This window comes from Bordetella saccharivorans (genome assembly GCF_045862855.1).
GTDB classification, from domain to species: domain Bacteria; phylum Pseudomonadota; class Gammaproteobacteria; order Burkholderiales; family Burkholderiaceae_B; genus Bordetella_A; species Bordetella_A petrii_F.
This window is the reverse complement of the sequence record NZ_BAAFZO010000001.1, coordinates 1,347,806-1,364,107: the sequence shown is the minus strand read 5'-3', so window position 1 is coordinate 1,364,107 and position 16,302 is coordinate 1,347,806. Positions and strand designations below refer to the sequence as shown.

Here is a 16,302-nt window from a genome sequence, read left to right as displayed (position 1 = left end):
CATGAACCGACCGAGACTGCCATGATGGATGCAGACACCGATTCCGGCGCGATGATGCCGCTGCGCATCGCGACGATCGTCCAGGCCGCGCAGGACATTCGCGCCTTTGAACTGGTTCACCCGGACGGCAAGGAACTGCCGCCGTTCACACCCGGGTCGCATGTCAAGGTGCAGGTGCCCAATGGCGAACTGCGCAAGTATTCGCTGTGTAATGCCCCGTCGCAACGGGACCGGTATGTCATCACGGTCAAGCGCGATGCACAGGGCCGCGGCGGCTCGGTCAGCCTGGTCGACCAGGCCCGTCCGGGCGATACCTTGCCCACGTCCGCGCCCGACAACGCCTTTCCGCTGGTCGAGAACCCCGGCAACCTGGTTTTCATCGCGGGGGGCATCGGCATTACCCCGATCCTGTCGATGATCCGGTCGTTGGAAGAAACCCAGGAAACGCCTTGGAAGCTTTACTACCTGAGCCAGGCGGCCGAGACCACCGCGTACTTGGAAGAACTGAGTGCGCCGGAACTGAAGTCACGGGTGCGCATACACCACGACCACGGCAACCCGCTGGATGCGTTCGATCTCTGGCCGGTACTGGAGAAACCCAACAAGGGGCACGTGTACTGTTGCGGTCCGCGCGGCCTGATGGAAGCGGTGCGCGACATGAGCGGTCATTGGTCGCCGGCGCGGATCCACTTCGAAAGCTTCCTGGAAGGCGGTGGCGTACAGCCCGATGATCGCCCGTTCACCGTGGCGTTGGCGCAATCGGGACGCGAGTTCCAGGTGCCGGTCGGCAAGTCGATCCTGAACGTGCTGCGCGATAACGGGGTGAAAGTGGGGTTTTCCTGCGAAAGCGGCACCTGTGGTTCGTGTCGGACCCGGTTGCTGGAAGGCTCGGCGGACCATCGCGACATGGTACTGATGCCTGAAGAGCAGGCCGGCCAGATCATGGTGTGCGTGTCGCGGGCCGAAGGCGACAGGATCGTGCTGGACCTCTAAGCCATGACCCTATCCCCGAATCCCCCTGTCATACGCATTGGCGTCGCGGGGTTGGGCCGTGCGTTCTCCTTGATGCTGCCCACTTTCCTCAACGATCCGCGCGTCAGGCTGGTGGCGGCTAGCGACCCACGGCCCGAGGCGCTGGCGCAGTTCCAGCGCGATTTCCAGGGCCGCGCGCATCCCGATATCGAATCGCTGGCCCGCGATCCCGATGTGCAGGTCGTGTATGTGGCCAGCCCGCACCAGCTCCATGCTCGCCATACACAGGCCGCCGCGGCGCAGGGCAAGCATGTGCTGGTCGAGAAACCCATGGCGCTCAGCCTGCGGGAATGCGACGCGATGATCGAGGCGTGCGGCGCCGCGGCGGTGCACTTGTTGATTGGCCATTGCCACAGTTTTGATACACCGTACTTGGCCACGCGAGAGCTGGTGCAGTCCGGCGAGTTCGGTGCAGTCAAGATGATCCATGCGCTGAACTGCACCGACTACCTGTACCGGCCCCGCCGGCCCGAGGAACTGGATACCCGCGCGGGCGGTGGCGCCATCTACAGCCAGGCAGCGCACCAGGTCGATATCGTGCGCCTGCTGGCCGGCGATCGCCCGGCGCGCTTGCGCAGTGCGCTGGGCAACTGGGACCCGGCCCGGCCCACCGAGGGTGCCTACAGTGCGCTGCTGTGGTTCGAGTCGGGTGCCTATGCCTCGCTGAACTACAACGGCTACGGGCACTTCGATTCCGATGAATGGATGGACTGGGTAGGAGAAATGGGCAACGCCAAGGACCCGCACAGCCACGGATCGGCGCGCCGCAAACTGGCCGCCGCCGCCACGCCGCAAGCGGAGGCCAGGCTGAAGGCCGATGCCACCTACGGCGGCGCGGCCTATGCGCCGCCGGCGCGCGGGGCATCGGCGTCGGCAGGTCTGCTGCACCAGCATTTCGGCACCGTTGTCGTGTCGTGCGAACATGCCGACCTGCGGCCTATGGCCGACCGGATTCTCATCTATGGCAATGAGCGCAAGCAGGCGCGCATGCTGCCGCCGCCCCGCGCGCCGCGGCTGGAAGTGATCGATGAGCTGCACGACGCCATCTACCTGGGCAAGCCCTGCCTGCACGACGGCCGCTGGGCCAAGGCCACCCTGGAGATCTGCCTGGCGTTCCTGGAATCGCACCGCGCGGGGCACGATGTGATCTTGCGGCACCAGGTCTGACAAGCGCAAGGCGTTCGATAGCGGCGCAAGCCTGTCGCCGACCGACTTGGAGTATCATTTTCGGCGATTCACTCAGACTGACTTCAATCGCTGATGACTTCGAAAGAAACCCGCAACGTGCTGGATCACTGGCGCGAGGCCGTTCCCGATGACCGCCTGGCCCACCTGATCAAGGACGCCACCCGTGCGCTGGTGCGGGGTTTGCAGATGCGCTTGTCGGAGCACAATGTCTCGTTCGGCCACTGGGCTTTCCTGCGCATCCTGTGGGAACAGGACGGCCTGACGCAGACCGAGCTCAGCGAGCACGCCGGCGTCATGCAGCCCACCACGTTTGCCGCCATGAAGGCGATGGAATCCCTGGGCTACATCGAACGCCGGCACCTGCCCGGCAACAACAAGAACATCCACGTGTTCCTGACCCGCAATGGGCGGGCGCTGAAGAAAAAGCTGGTGCCGCTGGCTGAAGAAGTGAACGCGATCGGCACGCGCGGCCTGAGCGCGTCGGAAATCAAGGTCGCACGCAAGGTGCTGCTGACCATCATCACCAACCTCGCGGATGACGAAGCCTCGGCCGACAACGCCGAACGGCGCATCCCATCCACCCGCGAGCTGTCGCGGCGCATCAACGACGCCGTGTAGAGGGGCGTTTGTTTACCCCGGGCAGCCGGATCCGGTCCGGGGCTCCGGTAGCGGAGCCTCGCCAGCCACATTCCCCGCGAACTTGCGGATCCGCTCCGCCAGCTCCGGCGTCGGCTTTTCATAACTGTAGCAATACGGCGGCTCCGGCACGCGTTCGGGACGGTAGTCCTCCAGCACCGGCACGGCATCGCCCAGGTACAGGTTGTCTTTCAAGCGCAAGAAGGCCTTGTAGTCGCGCGTGTAGCCATGCCGGGCCTTGCGTTTTTCGTAGGCGCCGCGATCGGACTCGCCGTTCTCCAGCGCGGTCCGCCCGGGCGCAACAGGTATATAGCGGCAGTAGTTCACGTTGATGCCTTCCACCGTGGGGAAGAACTCCGGCTCCACGCATTTGCGCTGCGCGTCGTTGCTGAATATGTTGCCCTCGACCCGGGCCCGGGCTTCCAGGCTGAAGCTCATGCCGTAGAAATCCCAGTTTTCCAGCAGGTTGTTGAACAGGTGGAAGTTGCCGAACTGGGCGCGCGGGTTGCGTTGCACGGTATTGAAGAAGTAGTTGTGGTGCAGCGTCACCCGCGCGATGGAATCGCGGTCGTAGTTCTTGAACAGGTCTTTCGAGGTAATGTTGTTGAGCAGCATGACCTTGTTCGAGTCGTGGAACTTCGTCCACGAGATGGTGACGTCGGTGGAGCCGTTCTTTACGTTGAGCAGGCGGTCGGACATGCGCGAGAGGTCGAGGTGGTTCACCCAGACATCGCGGCTGCCGTTGGCCACATTCACGGCTTGTGTAAGCCTGTTCAGACGTCCGTCGATGGTGAGATGGGTGAGGATGACATTCCTGCTGCCGTACACGCCCAGCCCGTCGTCGATCAAGGTGACTTGCCTGCCGCGTCCGTCGATCGTCGTGTTCGACGGCACGCGCAACTGCGAGTCCAGGACAATGGTCATGTCGGACGCGAAGCGGATCCAGGCCGGCCCTTTCCTGGCTTGCTGCAGGGCGGCGCGCAGCGTTCCGGGGCCGGCATTCCGGTCGGAGGTCACCTCGATGAACTTGCCGCCGAGCCCGCCGGTGGCCCCGGCGCTATAGCCTTCGCGCTGCTGCAGCAGGGAGGAAACGAACGGGCAGCTTTCAACCGGGCTCTGGCACGATTCATTCGCAGCCGCTGCGCAGCCGTACAGCATGGCCGCGGCGAGCAGCCAGCGCAGCAGGGTCATTCCTGGCTTCATCGAGGCTGGCCTCCTCATTGCCGCGCGGACCGGTCCGCGGATGCCACGTGGCGCCAGATGCCACCGCTCAGGCGCAGGTTCTCCGGCGGTCCCGCCAGATGCTCCCTGAGCCGCTCGAAGTAGGCTTGCTGCCATCGCCGCGAGTAGGCCTCGGCATCCTCGCCGGGCTCGACGGCGGGCAGCATCTCCAGGGTGTAAGCCACCTGGCCGTTCTCCCAGCGGGGGGTATAGAACACCGAAGGCACGCCATGCCGGTGGGCAAGGTGAGACGCGAAACTGGAGTATGTCACGCGCTGCCCTTCGAAGTCGGTGCGCGGCGCGGCCGGGTTCGCCGCGCCATCTATCGCCAGGCACAGCACATAGCCTGACCCGAGCGCGCGCATGCAGGCCTTGGCGACTTGCGCCTCGGTCTGGTCGGCGGTGGAAATCAGGGCGGCGGAATAACTGCTCTGCGCAATGCTGGGCGCGGTCGCCAGCCAGCGCGAGGGAATGCCCAGCAGTTCCAGGGCCATGAGTCCCGCGTACATGGGGCCGACGTGCGCGGTGGCGACGACCACGCCGCGGCCGGCCGCCAGCAGCGGCGCGAAGAAGCGCTCGGCCGTATCAAGCTCGCCCAGCAGATGCATGGCCTCTTCGGCGCTGTCCTCGCGACATTCGAGCCAATCGAGCAGCAGGTGATCCACCAGGTGGCCCCAGCGCGCCCGGCGCTCCCATTGCGCGCGGTCGGCGGCGGGGTCGCCGCGCATGGACCAGGCCCAGTCGAGCCGTGGCCGCGGTATGGGCGCCGTATCCAGCCGCGCTTCGAGCTGGGCCATGGCCTCCTGGAAAGTGCCCGGGAGCTGCGCGCCGCGCTGCGCGACGTGCTGCTCGAACAGTGTAGCGGCCGCCTGGTGGCGGCCCGCCTGCGACAGCGCGCCAATGGCGGCGCGCTGCCAGATCGGTTTGCCGGGAGATTGCTCGACCAGTTTCATCAACTGATCGGCAGCTTCGTCATATTGCTGCGTATAGCGCAGCGCGCGGGCATAGAGGCCGCGCGTCTGCTCCAGCTCGGGCGCCAGGTCGACGGCCTGCTTCAGGGGCGCCACGGATTCCTTGTAGCGCCCGGCGCGCAGCAGGGTTTCACCGTAGAGCGACAGCAGCCGCACATCCTCCGGCGACGCCTTCAGTCCGGCTTCGAAATGCGCGAGGGCGTGCACCTTGCGGTCTTCCTCGAGGCCGCGCCGGAGATGAGCCATGCCCAGGGATGCCCGCAAGGCCGGGCAATCGCGCCCCGCGCCCAGCGCGGCATTGCCGAGCTGGATCGCGGCCGTCAACCGGCCGTCCTCGAGCAAGGCGCGCACCGCCGTCGTGGCCGCGCGTTCGTTGGGCAGTTGGTCCGCCGCCAGGTCCGCCGCAATGTCCGCTGCCTCGGCCGCGTCGCCATTGCGCGCGAAGGCCAGCATCCACGAGTATGCCTGGTCGGGATGGCGCTTCGCCATGTCGACAGTCGCGCGGGCTATCCCGGCGGCGTCCGCCAAGCGGCCTGCCTGCACGCGCAATTGGATGCGCGCCGCATGCAGATCCGCTGCATCGGGAGCGATGCGGGCGGCGGCGTCCGCCTCGGCGATGGCGCGTTCCCATTGCTCGGTGCGGCCGAACAGGCTCGCCAGCAGGCGCCGCTCGTCGGCGCGCGAGGGATAGGTCTTGACGAGTATCTCGAGCGCGGCGATTGCCGGGGCGAGCTGGCCAGCCCGCACCAGGGGTGCGACCAGCAAGCGGCGGACGTCGCGCCAGCCGTCGCGTGCCTGCGCCAATACCGGTTCGAGCGCGGTCATCCCGCGCACGGGATCGTCCGCGGCAAGGATCGCCTGGATGGTGTCCCGCAGCCGGGCGGTGGCGTCGGCCGCGGCAGCACGATCCGGAGCAGCCGTATCAACCATGGCGCAGCCCCCTGAACAATGCCATGGCCGCGCGCATGATGAACATGAGCACGAAACCCAGCGCCAATGCCTGCAGCAGCAGGATCCCCGTGCGCGGGCTGCTGGGCTGGTCCGTCGGAACCGGCTGCGCGATGATGGACAGATAGCGCTGCAAGCGCAGGGCGTCGGTCACGGCCTGCTGGTGCGACTGCTGCGCCAGCGTAAGGTTCGAGTCCGCGAAGGCCTGGGCATTGCGAAGAGCCTCGTACGATTTCAGCTGCTTCGCTTCCGTGTTGCCTTCGCCGCTCAGGCGGTGCCGTAGCGCCGCCAGCCGCTTTTTCAGGGCCGCGACCTGCAGTTCCGCGGGCCTCAGCATGAAGTGGTCCTTGTTGCCGAGCGCCCGGATCTTGTCGAGGTTGATCTGCGCGCTGCTCAGTTCGGCCTCAAGCTGGCTGGACAAGTTCAGCAGCATGGCCACCGTGGCGGTCGGATCGATATTGCCGTGCGTGGTGCGCCAGGCTGTCAGGGCCTCCCGGGCAGCGAGCGCCTTCTGCTCGGCCAGCTTGACGGACGCCTCGCTCACCTTCAGCTTGTCGGCCACTCCCTTCTTGTTCATGGAGCTGACGAATTCCTCGGCCAGGCTGATAAGCGCCTTGGAAAGGGTCTCGGCGTCTTCCGGCGAGAACGCGCTGACGCGCAAGACGTCGATCTGCTCCAGCGGGTTGAAGGACACGTGCACCGACGCGCGATAGGCGCGATAGAGCTCATCCTCGCTCGAGTCCTCGGAAAGACGGTTCAGCGGATCAGGGCCCGGCTGGACCAGGAAACGGCGCAGGCCGACTTTTTCATCGAGTTGCCGCATGCAGTCGCGCGACTTGAGGAAGTCGTTGACCGCCCAGCCATCCACGAAACCGCCGAGCATGCCGCCCGAGCTGCCGGTGGTGAGCAGGCTGGCGGCCCCGCCCATGGCGGACTGCTGGCCGGATCCCGACTGCACGAAGAAGCGCGACTCCGCTTCATAGCGTGGCGTGGCGATGAAGAGCGCATAGGCCAGGGCGATCGCGACGGGCGCCACGACGATGAAAGCGTTGATCCAGCGGTGACGGCGGCGCTCGCGCAGGGCCGACCGCCGCTCGCGGCGGCGGCGCTCGATCTCGGAGCCTCCTTCAGAGGCCGAGCTGCCCTTCGTCGAAGCCGCTTCCGAAGACATCGTCGCCCGGGCTGCCGGATTCACTCCTTGGTCGTCTCGGGGGGAACCTGCGGATGCACTGGTCGAGGTCGTCCTCGATGCTGAGCGTGCTTCGTTCATAGATTAAGCCTTTGAAGCAATAGTCCGCCATCTGGTTCTGGCGGTAACTGGAAAAAATGAGTGTCCGGCCGATCAGCCGCTCTTCGAACAGCGCCAGCCAGAGACGCGTGAAACGGCAGGGTTCGAACGGGATGGAACCTTCGATCACGTAGACATCGAAGGCCGGCGCCAGCGCCAGCGCGAACGAGAACTCCTGCCGTACATAGAGCGGCCAATGCTCCATGGGCTTGGCCAGGCTGTGGGGGTCGCTTACCAGGTCCGCGACCAGTTCGTACGTGGCATCGGCGTCGATTTCGTACATCTCGCTCACGAACTCGATCATGCTCCGGCCGGTGGCCTTCCCGCGGATGAAGCCTTGCCGGCCTATCGCCCACGACACGTTGCCGTCATGCTTGACGAAGCCCTGGCGCGGCGGACGCAGGTTGCACAGCACGTCGACGAGCTGGCGGTGCATTTCCGGCGTGTGCGACAGCAAGGCATAGCGCCCGACGGGTATATCGAGATTGACATTCGCGAGCAGCGACTGCCGGTCGCCGAAGGCATAGGGTTCGTCGCTTACGCCATTCAGATGGATCATGCTCGGCCCCTCACATCGGCTGGACATTGGGCCGGGCTAGGCGCTCGGCTGCCAGGGCGACCACCATCAGGAAAACCAGGGAAGTCAGGAAATAGTTCAGGCTCGCGTCGGTGGATGCGTAGGACTCGAAATAAACGGATCGCATCAGCTGCATGCCATGGGCGAAGGGTGACCACAGCATCCAGGGACGCAGCTGTTCCGGCAGTTGCTCCGAGACAAAGAAGACGCCGGAGAAAATCTGCAGAAAGCGTTCGATGATGGGCGCGAGCCGCAGAAAGAACCGCCAGAAAGTCGCTATCGCGCCGAAAAGCACGCCCACCGCGGCGGCGCAGCACCCCATCAGCACGACATAGAGCGCGAGCCCGGCCCAGCTTTGCGGCAGCGTGATCAGGTCCAGCGCATGGCCGGCGCTGATCAGCACTGCGAACACGGCGATATATATCGACACGTAGATGACCGCCTGCACCAATGCACACATCAGCGGCGTCACGCCCTGGAAGTTCAGCAGTCCGCGGGACGAGATGTACGCGGCGCTGCTGCGGAAGATGATCTGCCGGAACATGATCCATGTCGTGGCCCCCAGCAGGGAGAACGTCTGCACATCCATGCCGAGGATGTAATGCGTGCCCATCAGGATGTACAGCGATGAGATCAGCGTCAGCAGCACCACCGGGCCGACCAGCGCCCATACCAGGGCAATCCGGCTTTCGCCGTGCATGACATGGAGCTGATGAACGAACATCGCCATCAGCGTGCGCCCGACCGGCCGGCTTTTGTCGGCGTGGCTCGGATGATGCCCGCCATGGAGGTACTTCAAGCGTTCGCGCAGTATTGCCAGGTCGCCGGCTTCGCCCTTGGACAGTTCGATTTCCAGGGCAATGTCGTTGCGCGAGGCATGCCGGCGCGCCTCGCGCGCCTCGTCCTGCTTGCGTCGCTGCGCGCGCCGCGCATGTGCCGCGGCCAGGCGTTCGTCCTCCGCCACCAGCCTGGCCGGCATGTATCCGGGCGCGAAGACGTCGACGCCCGCGCGGATATCCTGCTCCAGCAGCCGCACGATCAACCGCAGCCGTCGACGGGAAAAATCGGCGAGCGTCTCGTCGACCGCGCTGCGCGCGATCTCCGCATCCAGTTCGGCCTGCACGGCTTCATATACCGCCCGTCGGGCGGCCACGGAGTCATGCGGCTCGCCCTGCAAGCGCGCGACCAGGGGCTTGAGCAAGACGGCAGGCGTGGCCTTGGCCTCGAACAGCGCCGCCGGGTCCAGGCGCCAGGCGGCGACGCCGGATCCCACCGTGTAGTTGCTGTCTTTCCGGCGCGTGCGCCAGTTCCTGATCCTATCCTCGTTGCTCATCGACACGCTAGTCAGTCACCGCGGACGAGCCGCCAGAGTCGGTGTCGATGCCGCGCGTGGCGCTGAAGCCGGCGCTCATGGTGACGCGGAACGCGGACAGGACCTTCTGCACCTGGGTGAACGGAGCATCCGATATATAGATGGCCTGGCCTTCGTGGACGGTGAACTCGCGAGCCAGGGCCACTTGTTCGGGACGCGTGAGATCGAACTGGTAGACCACCGGCAGCATGTCAGGCTTGCCGTCGACGCCGGCCTTGGCCGGCGTGAACAGGAACACGGAGCGCGGGTCCGCCAGCTTGTCGTCCAGCCCCCTGGCGTCGGCCAGCGCGTCCAGCACGCTGTAGTTGCGCTTGCTGATGGCCACGCGGCCCTGGTTGCCGGCCGCGCCCAATACGGTCAGGAACTCGCGCGCGTCATAGGCGGTAATCACGTCGCCCGGCCGCAACAGGATGTCATTGTCCTGGTTGCGGTAGATATCCGACAACCGCACCGACGCCACCTGGTTATTGCGGCGCAGGCTGATGATGAGCTGCTCGGGATTGGTCTGCACCGGCGCGGCCTGCGCCAGCGCGCTGCTCAGGCGCTGCGACGTCTGGGTGATGGGATACATGCCGGGCTTGGTCAGGTTGCCCTGTACGGTCACCATCTGCCCGCGCGCATCCGGGGCGCGGGTCACGCTGACGTCGGCGCCAATGACGAGCTTGCTCAGGCGTGCGACGACGGCATCATGCAACTGCGCCAGCGTCAAGCCCGCGGCGTGGAACTTGCCCAGGATAGGGAAATGCACATTCCCCGTCCGGTCGATTTCCTGGACGCCCAGGTCGCTCACCCCGGAGGGATCCGCCGCGAAAACGCCCAGTCCGTCGCGTTCCCAGACTTTCACGCTGATGCCGTCGCCGGGAACCAGGCGGTCGAAGCCGGCTTGCGTGAGGTCACGGTAGGGCGCGGGAAAATCGGCGACTTCGGGCACCCGGCTTGCCAACGCCAGTTCGCGCGAGACGGGCTTCACCAGGATGTCCTTGGCATCGTGCGCGCCCGTCATCTCGCTCAACATCGGACCGGACCGCGGCAATTGGCAGCCGGTGAGTGACATTGCCGTAAACAGCGCCATGGCAATGGCCGTCTTGCGCCGAGGGCCAAGGGCCGGGGCGTTCATCTGCATCAATCTTATCTCTCCAGGGGTTCGGGAAACCTCAGCCGGCCGTCAGGCCAGCATCCGGCGCATCGGCTGGAAATCGACGCGCTCATCGTTCTGCGACATGGGCATGACGGGCGCGCACAGGGCAAGGAACTTGGCCAGCATCGCATCCAGAGAGAACAGCTTCTGCGCGCGGTGGCGGCTGTGTTCCTTCAGGATCTCGTTATCGCGTACCTGGTCCGCCATCGAGAGGACTTTCTCGCATGCCTCGTGCAGGTCCGGATGCTCTACGTCGCTCAGCAGATGGCCCGTCACGCCCTCCTCGAAGCATTCGCCCGCGCCGCCGGCGGGTGTCGAGACCACCGGTACACCCAGGAGCTGGGCTTCGATGAGTACATTCGGCAAGCCTTCATAGCGCGACAGCAGCACGCTGACGTCCATTCGCGAATACCAGAAACCCACATGGTTCGACAGGCCAACGAGCAATAACCGGTTTGTCACGTGCAGCTCTTCCGCCAGCGCAACGATGTTGTCGTGCAGGCGCCCGTCGCCCACGATGACGAAACGCGCCCGCGGCCGCTGCTTCAGGTAGAGCGCCGCCAGCTTGATCCAGAGCTGTGGCCGCTTGTCCGGTTCCAGGCGGAACACGCCGCCGATCGTCTCGGTGGCGTCGGGCGTGCTTTCCTGGAAGTCGCGCCACTTCTGTTCATCGTCGGCCGAAGCGTCGGTCGCCAGGTCCGGCACGCCGTTGTATAGGACGTGAAAGCGCACGATCGGAATGCCGAGCCATTCCGCGTAGGCCTCGGCGGCCTTGCAGCTGTTGCTGACGAAATGCACGCCGGGCACTTGCGCCAGCGCCTGGTAGAGCTCGGGATACTCTTCGCGGAAGCGGTCCTTGCGGATATTCGGCGGCAGCCCGCGAAACACCAGGTGGATGGTGGGGGCGCCGGCCAGCAGCGCCGCCAGCGCGCCAAAGAGGCACGTGCCATCCTGCCACAGGCTCACCACGTCGAACGCATTGTCTCGCAAGACCGGCGCGAGACGGGTCACGCCATAGTGCACGGGTGGCGGCAATTGTTCCAGCAGGCGGCTCAGGGTGTCGTCGGGCACGGACTGGTGCGCCACCGACACGGCGGGCAGATGATTGATTTCGGTGACCGGAATCTGTGCCTTGGTCAGGACGGGCAGGAAGAAATCGAGGCCCTGTTTCTTGCTGGAGCCGGCGGGTTCAGTGTGCTGCTTCACCAGCACCTCGACTTTCTTCGGCCGCGCGACCACGGGAAGCGTCCACTGCTCGGGCGCATTCACCATGCGAGTCAGCTCGCTGGCAAGCCGCGTGAGCTGTCGTTCCGCGCCGCCCGGCCCGAGGCTGCCCGTCACCAGCGCGACCGAGATCGGCTTGTCCGGCGCCTGCTCGGGGATTCGCCGGTTGCGGAAATGCAGGATCGCATGCTTCATCGACACGATCCTGATGTCCTTGCCGGCCAGGTTGCCCTGCGGTTCAAGCGCCTGGTAGAAGGCGAAGTCGCTGGCCAGCTCATCGGCCAGCTCCGCTGCCTTGCTGCCGGGAACCAGCTGCTGGGCCACCGGCGCGATCGCCTCGAACGCCTCGGCCAGCAGGCCGCGCTTGCGCAGGCGCTTGGCGAACTCGACCCGCGTATTGCGATCCGAGTACTGCGAGATCAGCCGGCGAAACAGCGCGTCCGATTGTTCATGGGCACGAATATCGCTCAGCAGCTTGGCCCGTGCGACCAGCCTGTCGGGGTTCTTCGTCGATTCGGGCAGGTGGCGGTCGACCAGGGCCAGGGCGTCGTCGACGTGCCGCTCTTTCACCAGGCGGGTGGCGCGATAGCGGACGATCTGCAGATCATCCGGGCACTCTTGCAGCAGGGCCGCCCACTGCTCCGACATGCCTTCATTCAAGCCGGCCGCTTCTTTCAGCCGGAGCAGCAGAAAGCGGACCGTCGGGTCCGACAGATGATCACGCGCCAAGGCCTGCGCGCGCGCCAGGTTGGCCTGCGCGACCTGGACCCGGCTCGAGGCCGTGACGATCTCTTCCAGTTGATTGTGAACCCGTTGCAGATCGGACGTGACGCGCTCTTGTTCCGTGATCAGTGCGTCGTTCATGCCGCCTTCCTGCGGTTGAGCTTCTCGATCCACACCAGGCAGCGCTCGATATAGTGATCGAACTGCGCCGGGTTGTCCGAACGTTCCTTGAGCTTGCGCCAGTACGGCAGCGCTTGCTCGAAGCGATGCAGGCGCATGGCGCCGACGGCTGCCAGGCGCAGGCCGACCGGATCGTCGGCCACCAGCTGCAGGATCTTCTCGCCGAGCGCCAGGCGCTCGGTCGTGCTCGACGAATCCAGCGCGCGCGCTTCCGCGTACAGCACGGCCAGGATGCGCCGCTTTTCGTGGCCGACTTCCGTCATCTGCGGCCACGACTGGGCGACGCGATCCAGCAGGGTCCAGGCCGCGTGCGCATCGCCGGCGGACAGGATCTCGCGGGCGCCGCGGATCGCGCGCGGGCCGAGCCTGCCGAGCTGGCGCTCGGCTTCGTCCTTGGCGCTCTGGTCGGCCGCGGCATGGTCGCGCACGGCCTCGTAGGCATCGATTGCTTCGCCAAACCAGCCGCCGTTGAACGCCACCCGCGCAAAGTGCAGGCGCGTGCTCAACGGCGCGGCTTCGGCGGCGGCCGCCTGCTCCAGGTGCCGCATGGCCGTCTGCTTGTCGCCCAGCGCGTCGGCCGCGCGGCCCCGCATGGTATCGAGCTCGGGGAAATCGACCTGGGTATCGATCGCGATGTCCGTGAGGTCGATGACTTCCTGGTAGTTGCCCGCCAGCAGCGCGGCCCGCACGCCGAGGCGCATCGAACGCGCGAAGGCGCGCTGCGCGCGAGCGCCGGCCAGGGCGTCGGGATTCAGGAGGCGGTGGGCGCAGATCCGCTCGGCCGCGTCGCGCAGGCGTCCTTCCTCGAGCGCGCGGTTGCCTTCTTCGGCCCATGCCGCCGACTGCGCCAGCAGCCAGGTGCGGATGTCGTCCTGTTCGCTGTTCGCCAGGTTGCAAGACACCGCCAGCGCGGCCGCCGCCATGATGAAGCCCCGCCAGGAGGCCTCCTTGACGAGCTCGAACGCAACGGCTTCTTCAAGCGCGGGAGACTCCGATGCCAGCGCGCGCAGTCCCGCGCGATCGCCGGCCACCAGCCGGTCGCGCCACAGCACGGCAAAGCCGCGGCCATATGACGGAATGGCCGCGCGGACTTCCTGGACCCAGCGAATGGCGGCATCCATGTCGCCGCCGGACTGCAACTGCGAGAGCACCGTGTCGGCCGCCTCCAGGGCCGCCGCGTCCTGCGCGGAGGAAATGCGGAACAGGCGCTTCCAGTTACCCAGGGCCTCGTCCGCGAAGCCCAGCTGTCCGCCCGAAACCGCCGCGATCCGGACGATTTCCGGGGTTTCGATCTCGTCGCCCAGCAGACCGGACGCGAGCGAATAGGCAATATCGTGGCGCCCGAGCTTGAAATGGTTGCGCATCAGGATCTGCTCGGCCTTGCTGCCGGATGCCAGCGTGCCATCCGCGCTGCTCAGCAGCGCGATCGAGCCCTCGTAGTCGCCCAGTTCTTCCTGGATCCGGGCGAGCAGCAGCACGTGATCGGGCAGGCCGGGGTGGCGGCGCAGCACCTCGCGCACGCGGCGCGCCGCCGCGCGCAGGTCGCCCGCATCCCACGCCTTTTCAATGCTGTCGGCGCCTTCTTCGGCGGCCAGCTTGGGCACGGAAGGCTGCGGCATGGAAGCGCTCATCCTCGGGCGCATGAAGTTCTTGTACCAGTCGGCCGACAGGCGCTCGCCAAAGACCTGCGTGTAGTGGGTCAGGTCCAGCCCGCCGTCCTCCATCGCCTCGGCTTGCCCGATCTTGTTCATTTGCGGCGTCGGGTCGTAGCAGGGCACGCCGATGCGCTCTGCGCTGGCAGTGATGGCGGCGATCAACTGCTCGCGCTGTTCGATCGGCACGTTGTCCGGCGTCAGGGCGTTGACGTGCGTGACGAACACCACCTTGTCCTGGCCCAGCAGATCGACGATCTGGCGCATTTCCTGCTCGATCTCGTCGTCCGTCAGGTCGCGCTTGATGACGCGGGCCAGCAGGTCGCGGTCATCCGGGGACAGGCTCTTGAAGACCGGGTCCTGGTCGAGCAGGGCGCGCCGCTCGTCCAGCCGGTCGGCGTGGGCCATTGACCAGAATGTCCGGGTGCGCGCGCGGTCGGCGAAGAACTCGCTGAAATAGCGCGCGAAGTAGTTCAGCTGGACCGGGTAGCCGTCGATGGCCAGCAGTTTGCGCGAAGACAGTTCGACCATGTACAGGTCGGCCGGCTTGTGCGTCGCGAGGCGCGCCTGGTCGCCATTCGACGGGCGGAAGATCACGCGCTGGATGTTGGCGGGAATGTCGCTTTCGCCGAACATGAAGCGGGCCTGCTGCAGGGCTTCGGTGCTGGTGTGCACAAACCCGTAGTTGCGCCCGAGCTGCAGCTTGATCGGGTAGCGTCCCACCGCATCGCGCAGCGGCGTGTGGATGCGGCAGGTTCCAATGGGGGCGATGGTAAATGCTGGCATTCAGGGTCTCTCCTGTAGCAGTGGATAAGAAGCCTGAACTTAGAGAGTCCAGTACAAGAGGTCGGGCTGAAGCCGCTTGCTGTCGAGCACCGACTTCAGATCGCACACCATGCCGCCGCTCTTGACCAGGTTCGGCATGTCGTCCCAGATGGAATCCATGGTTTCGCGGTGCGGAACCGCGAGGATCAGCACGTCCATATCCCGGAAATCGTCGCGCTCCACGAGCTTGATGCCGTACTCGTGCTCCATCTGGCCTGCATCGACCATCGGGTCGCACGCCAGCGGCGTAATGCCGTAATTGCCGAGAGCGTTGTAGAGATCGACCACCTTCGAATTGCGGATGTCGGGCACGTTTTCCTTGAAGGTCATCCCCAGGATGCCGACGCGGATCGACGCATGGAGGCGGCCATTGCGGGCCAGCGTCTGGACCACGCGCGAGGCGACGTGGTTGGCCATGCCGTCATTGATCCGGCGGCCCGAGAGGATCACTTCCGGGTGATAGCCCAGTTCTTGCGCCTTGGACGTCAGGTAATACGGGTCGACGCCGATGCAGTGGCCACCCACCAGGCCGGGGGTGAACTTGAGGAAGTTCCACTTGGTCCCCGCGGCGTTCAGGACTTCCGAAGTGCGGATGCCGACCAGGTCGCAGATCTTCGACATCTCGTTCATCAGCGCGATGTTGATGTCGCGCTGCGTGTTCTCCAGCACCTTCGCGGCCTCGGCCACCTTGATGGAGGAGGCGCGGTGCACGCCCGCGTCGATGACCTTTTCGTAGACGCCGGCGATGACTTCCAGCGATGCTTCATCCTGGCCGGACACGATCTTGACGATCTTCTCCAGCGGATGCTCGCGATCGCCCGGATTGATCCGTTCCGGGCTGTAGCCAAGCTTGAAGTCGACCCCGCAGCGCAGGCCCGACGCTTTTTCCAGCTCCGGTCCACAGATTTCCTCGGTGGCGCCGGGGTGGACGGTGGACTCGAATACGACAATGCACCCCGGGCGCAGCACCGGCCCTATCGAGCGGCAAGCCTTCACCAGCAGGGAAAAATCGGGATTGTTCCTTTCGTCAACGGGAGTAGGAACGGCAACGACGAAGAAGTCGCAGCCTTCCAGTTCCGCCACCTGGTCGGTGAATGCCATGGGCGAAGCCAGCAGTGCCTCGCGCTCGATCTCGCCGGTCCAGTCATCTCCTTCCTTCAGCCGCGCGATGCGCCGCTTGTCTACATCAAAGCCGATGACATCGAAGCGCCTGGAAAATGCGACGGCTACGGGCAGGCCGACATATCCAAGACCACATACTGCGATTCTCTTTACCACGGGGACCTCACTGTTTTCATCATGTCGCGGGCGGAGGCCGACGCCCCGG

General features: G+C 65.7%; 12 protein-coding genes. 3 read left to right on the top strand and 9 right to left on the bottom strand.

What is annotated here, in order from left to right; all coding sequences use genetic code 11:
• Nucleotides 1-21: 21 nt before the first annotated feature.
• From ACKTT0_RS06515 to ACKTT0_RS06505, 3 genes are all read left to right on the top strand, one after another.
• Complete coding sequence (locus ACKTT0_RS06515; protein ID WP_407849097.1) at nucleotides 22-993, top strand: PDR/VanB family oxidoreductase; 972 nt, start codon at nucleotides 22-24, stop codon at nucleotides 991-993.
• 3 nt (nucleotides 994-996) lie between these two features.
• Nucleotides 997-2,199: a Gfo/Idh/MocA family protein gene (locus ACKTT0_RS06510; RefSeq protein WP_407849095.1), complete on the top strand. Its 1,203-nt coding sequence runs from the start codon at nucleotides 997-999 to the stop codon at nucleotides 2,197-2,199.
• Between the two features lie 93 nt (nucleotides 2,200-2,292).
• Nucleotides 2,293-2,838, top strand: coding sequence for a MarR family winged helix-turn-helix transcriptional regulator (locus ACKTT0_RS06505; RefSeq protein WP_407849093.1), 546 nt, complete (start codon nucleotides 2,293-2,295; stop codon nucleotides 2,836-2,838).
• 12 nt (nucleotides 2,839-2,850) lie between these two features.
• Here the strand turns inward: ACKTT0_RS06505 and ACKTT0_RS06500 are convergent, their stop codons facing one another.
• From ACKTT0_RS06500 to ACKTT0_RS06460, 9 genes are read right to left on the bottom strand one after another with little or no spacing between them, the layout of a single operon-like run.
• Nucleotides 2,851-4,059 carry a pectate lyase family protein gene (locus tag ACKTT0_RS06500; protein ID WP_407849091.1) on the bottom strand — a complete coding sequence of 403 codons (1,209 nt, stop codon included), beginning with the start codon at nucleotides 4,057-4,059 and terminating at the stop codon, nucleotides 2,851-2,853.
• A gap of 14 nt (nucleotides 4,060-4,073) precedes the next feature.
• Nucleotides 4,074-5,978, bottom strand: a complete 1,905-nt coding sequence (locus ACKTT0_RS06495; RefSeq protein ID WP_407849089.1) for a tetratricopeptide repeat protein — start codon at nucleotides 5,976-5,978, stop codon at nucleotides 4,074-4,076.
• Nucleotides 5,971-7,167, bottom strand: a complete 1,197-nt coding sequence (locus tag ACKTT0_RS06490; RefSeq protein ID WP_407849087.1) for a KpsE/RkpR family capsule polysaccharide export protein — start codon at nucleotides 7,165-7,167, stop codon at nucleotides 5,971-5,973. The genes ACKTT0_RS06495 and ACKTT0_RS06490 overlap by 8 nt, the downstream gene beginning before the upstream one ends.
• On the bottom strand, nucleotides 7,124-7,843 hold the full coding sequence (locus tag ACKTT0_RS06485) for a P-loop NTPase family protein (RefSeq protein ID WP_407849085.1): 720 nt from the start codon (nucleotides 7,841-7,843) through the stop codon (nucleotides 7,124-7,126). Before ACKTT0_RS06485 ends, ACKTT0_RS06490 begins: the two co-directional genes overlap by 44 nt.
• Nucleotides 7,844-7,853: 10 nt before the next feature.
• A complete protein-coding gene (locus ACKTT0_RS06480) occupies nucleotides 7,854-9,194 on the bottom strand; it encodes an ABC transporter permease (RefSeq protein ID WP_407849083.1) in 1,341 nt (446 codons plus the stop codon).
• Between the two features lie 7 nt (nucleotides 9,195-9,201).
• Nucleotides 9,202-10,356, bottom strand: a complete 1,155-nt coding sequence (locus ACKTT0_RS06475) for a polysaccharide biosynthesis/export family protein (protein WP_407849081.1) — start codon at nucleotides 10,354-10,356, stop codon at nucleotides 9,202-9,204.
• A gap of 42 nt (nucleotides 10,357-10,398) precedes the next feature.
• Entirely contained in the window at nucleotides 10,399-12,459 is a 2,061-nt protein-coding gene (locus ACKTT0_RS06470) for a glycosyltransferase (RefSeq protein WP_407849079.1), read from the bottom strand.
• Nucleotides 12,456-14,936 (bottom strand): tetratricopeptide repeat protein, encoded by a 2,481-nt coding sequence (locus ACKTT0_RS06465; RefSeq protein WP_407849077.1) that lies wholly within the window; start codon nucleotides 14,934-14,936, stop codon nucleotides 12,456-12,458. Before ACKTT0_RS06465 ends, ACKTT0_RS06470 begins: the two co-directional genes overlap by 4 nt.
• A gap of 39 nt (nucleotides 14,937-14,975) precedes the next feature.
• Nucleotides 14,976-16,253 carry a nucleotide sugar dehydrogenase gene (locus ACKTT0_RS06460; protein ID WP_407849076.1) on the bottom strand — a complete coding sequence of 426 codons (1,278 nt, stop codon included), beginning with the start codon at nucleotides 16,251-16,253 and terminating at the stop codon, nucleotides 14,976-14,978.
• Between the last annotated feature and the right edge of the window lie 49 nt (nucleotides 16,254-16,302).

Excerpts from the sequence above, each read along its gene's own strand:
- ACKTT0_RS06495 (WP_407849089.1), bottom strand. The coding sequence starts at position 5,978 with ATGGTTGATACGGCTGCTCCGGATCGTGCTGCCGCGGCCGACGCCACC.
- ACKTT0_RS06470 (WP_407849079.1), bottom strand. The coding sequence starts at position 12,459 with ATGAACGACGCACTGATCACGGAACAAGAGCGCGTCACGTCCGATCTG.
- ACKTT0_RS06505 (WP_407849093.1), top strand. The coding sequence starts at position 2,293 with ATGACTTCGAAAGAAACCCGCAACGTGCTGGATCACTGGCGCGAGGCC.
- ACKTT0_RS06465 (WP_407849077.1), bottom strand. The coding sequence starts at position 14,936 with ATGCCAGCATTTACCATCGCCCCCATTGGAACCTGCCGCATCCACACG.
- ACKTT0_RS06475 (WP_407849081.1), bottom strand. The coding sequence starts at position 10,356 with ATGCAGATGAACGCCCCGGCCCTTGGCCCTCGGCGCAAGACGGCCATT.
- ACKTT0_RS06490 (WP_407849087.1), bottom strand. The coding sequence starts at position 7,167 with ATGTCTTCGGAAGCGGCTTCGACGAAGGGCAGCTCGGCCTCTGAAGGA.
- ACKTT0_RS06485 (WP_407849085.1), bottom strand. The coding sequence starts at position 7,843 with ATGATCCATCTGAATGGCGTAAGCGACGAACCCTATGCCTTCGGCGAC.
- ACKTT0_RS06515 (WP_407849097.1), top strand. The coding sequence starts at position 22 with ATGATGGATGCAGACACCGATTCCGGCGCGATGATGCCGCTGCGCATC.
- ACKTT0_RS06480 (WP_407849083.1), bottom strand. The coding sequence starts at position 9,194 with ATGAGCAACGAGGATAGGATCAGGAACTGGCGCACGCGCCGGAAAGAC.
- ACKTT0_RS06510 (WP_407849095.1), top strand. The coding sequence starts at position 997 with ATGACCCTATCCCCGAATCCCCCTGTCATACGCATTGGCGTCGCGGGG.
- ACKTT0_RS06500 (WP_407849091.1), bottom strand. The coding sequence starts at position 4,059 with ATGAAGCCAGGAATGACCCTGCTGCGCTGGCTGCTCGCCGCGGCCATG.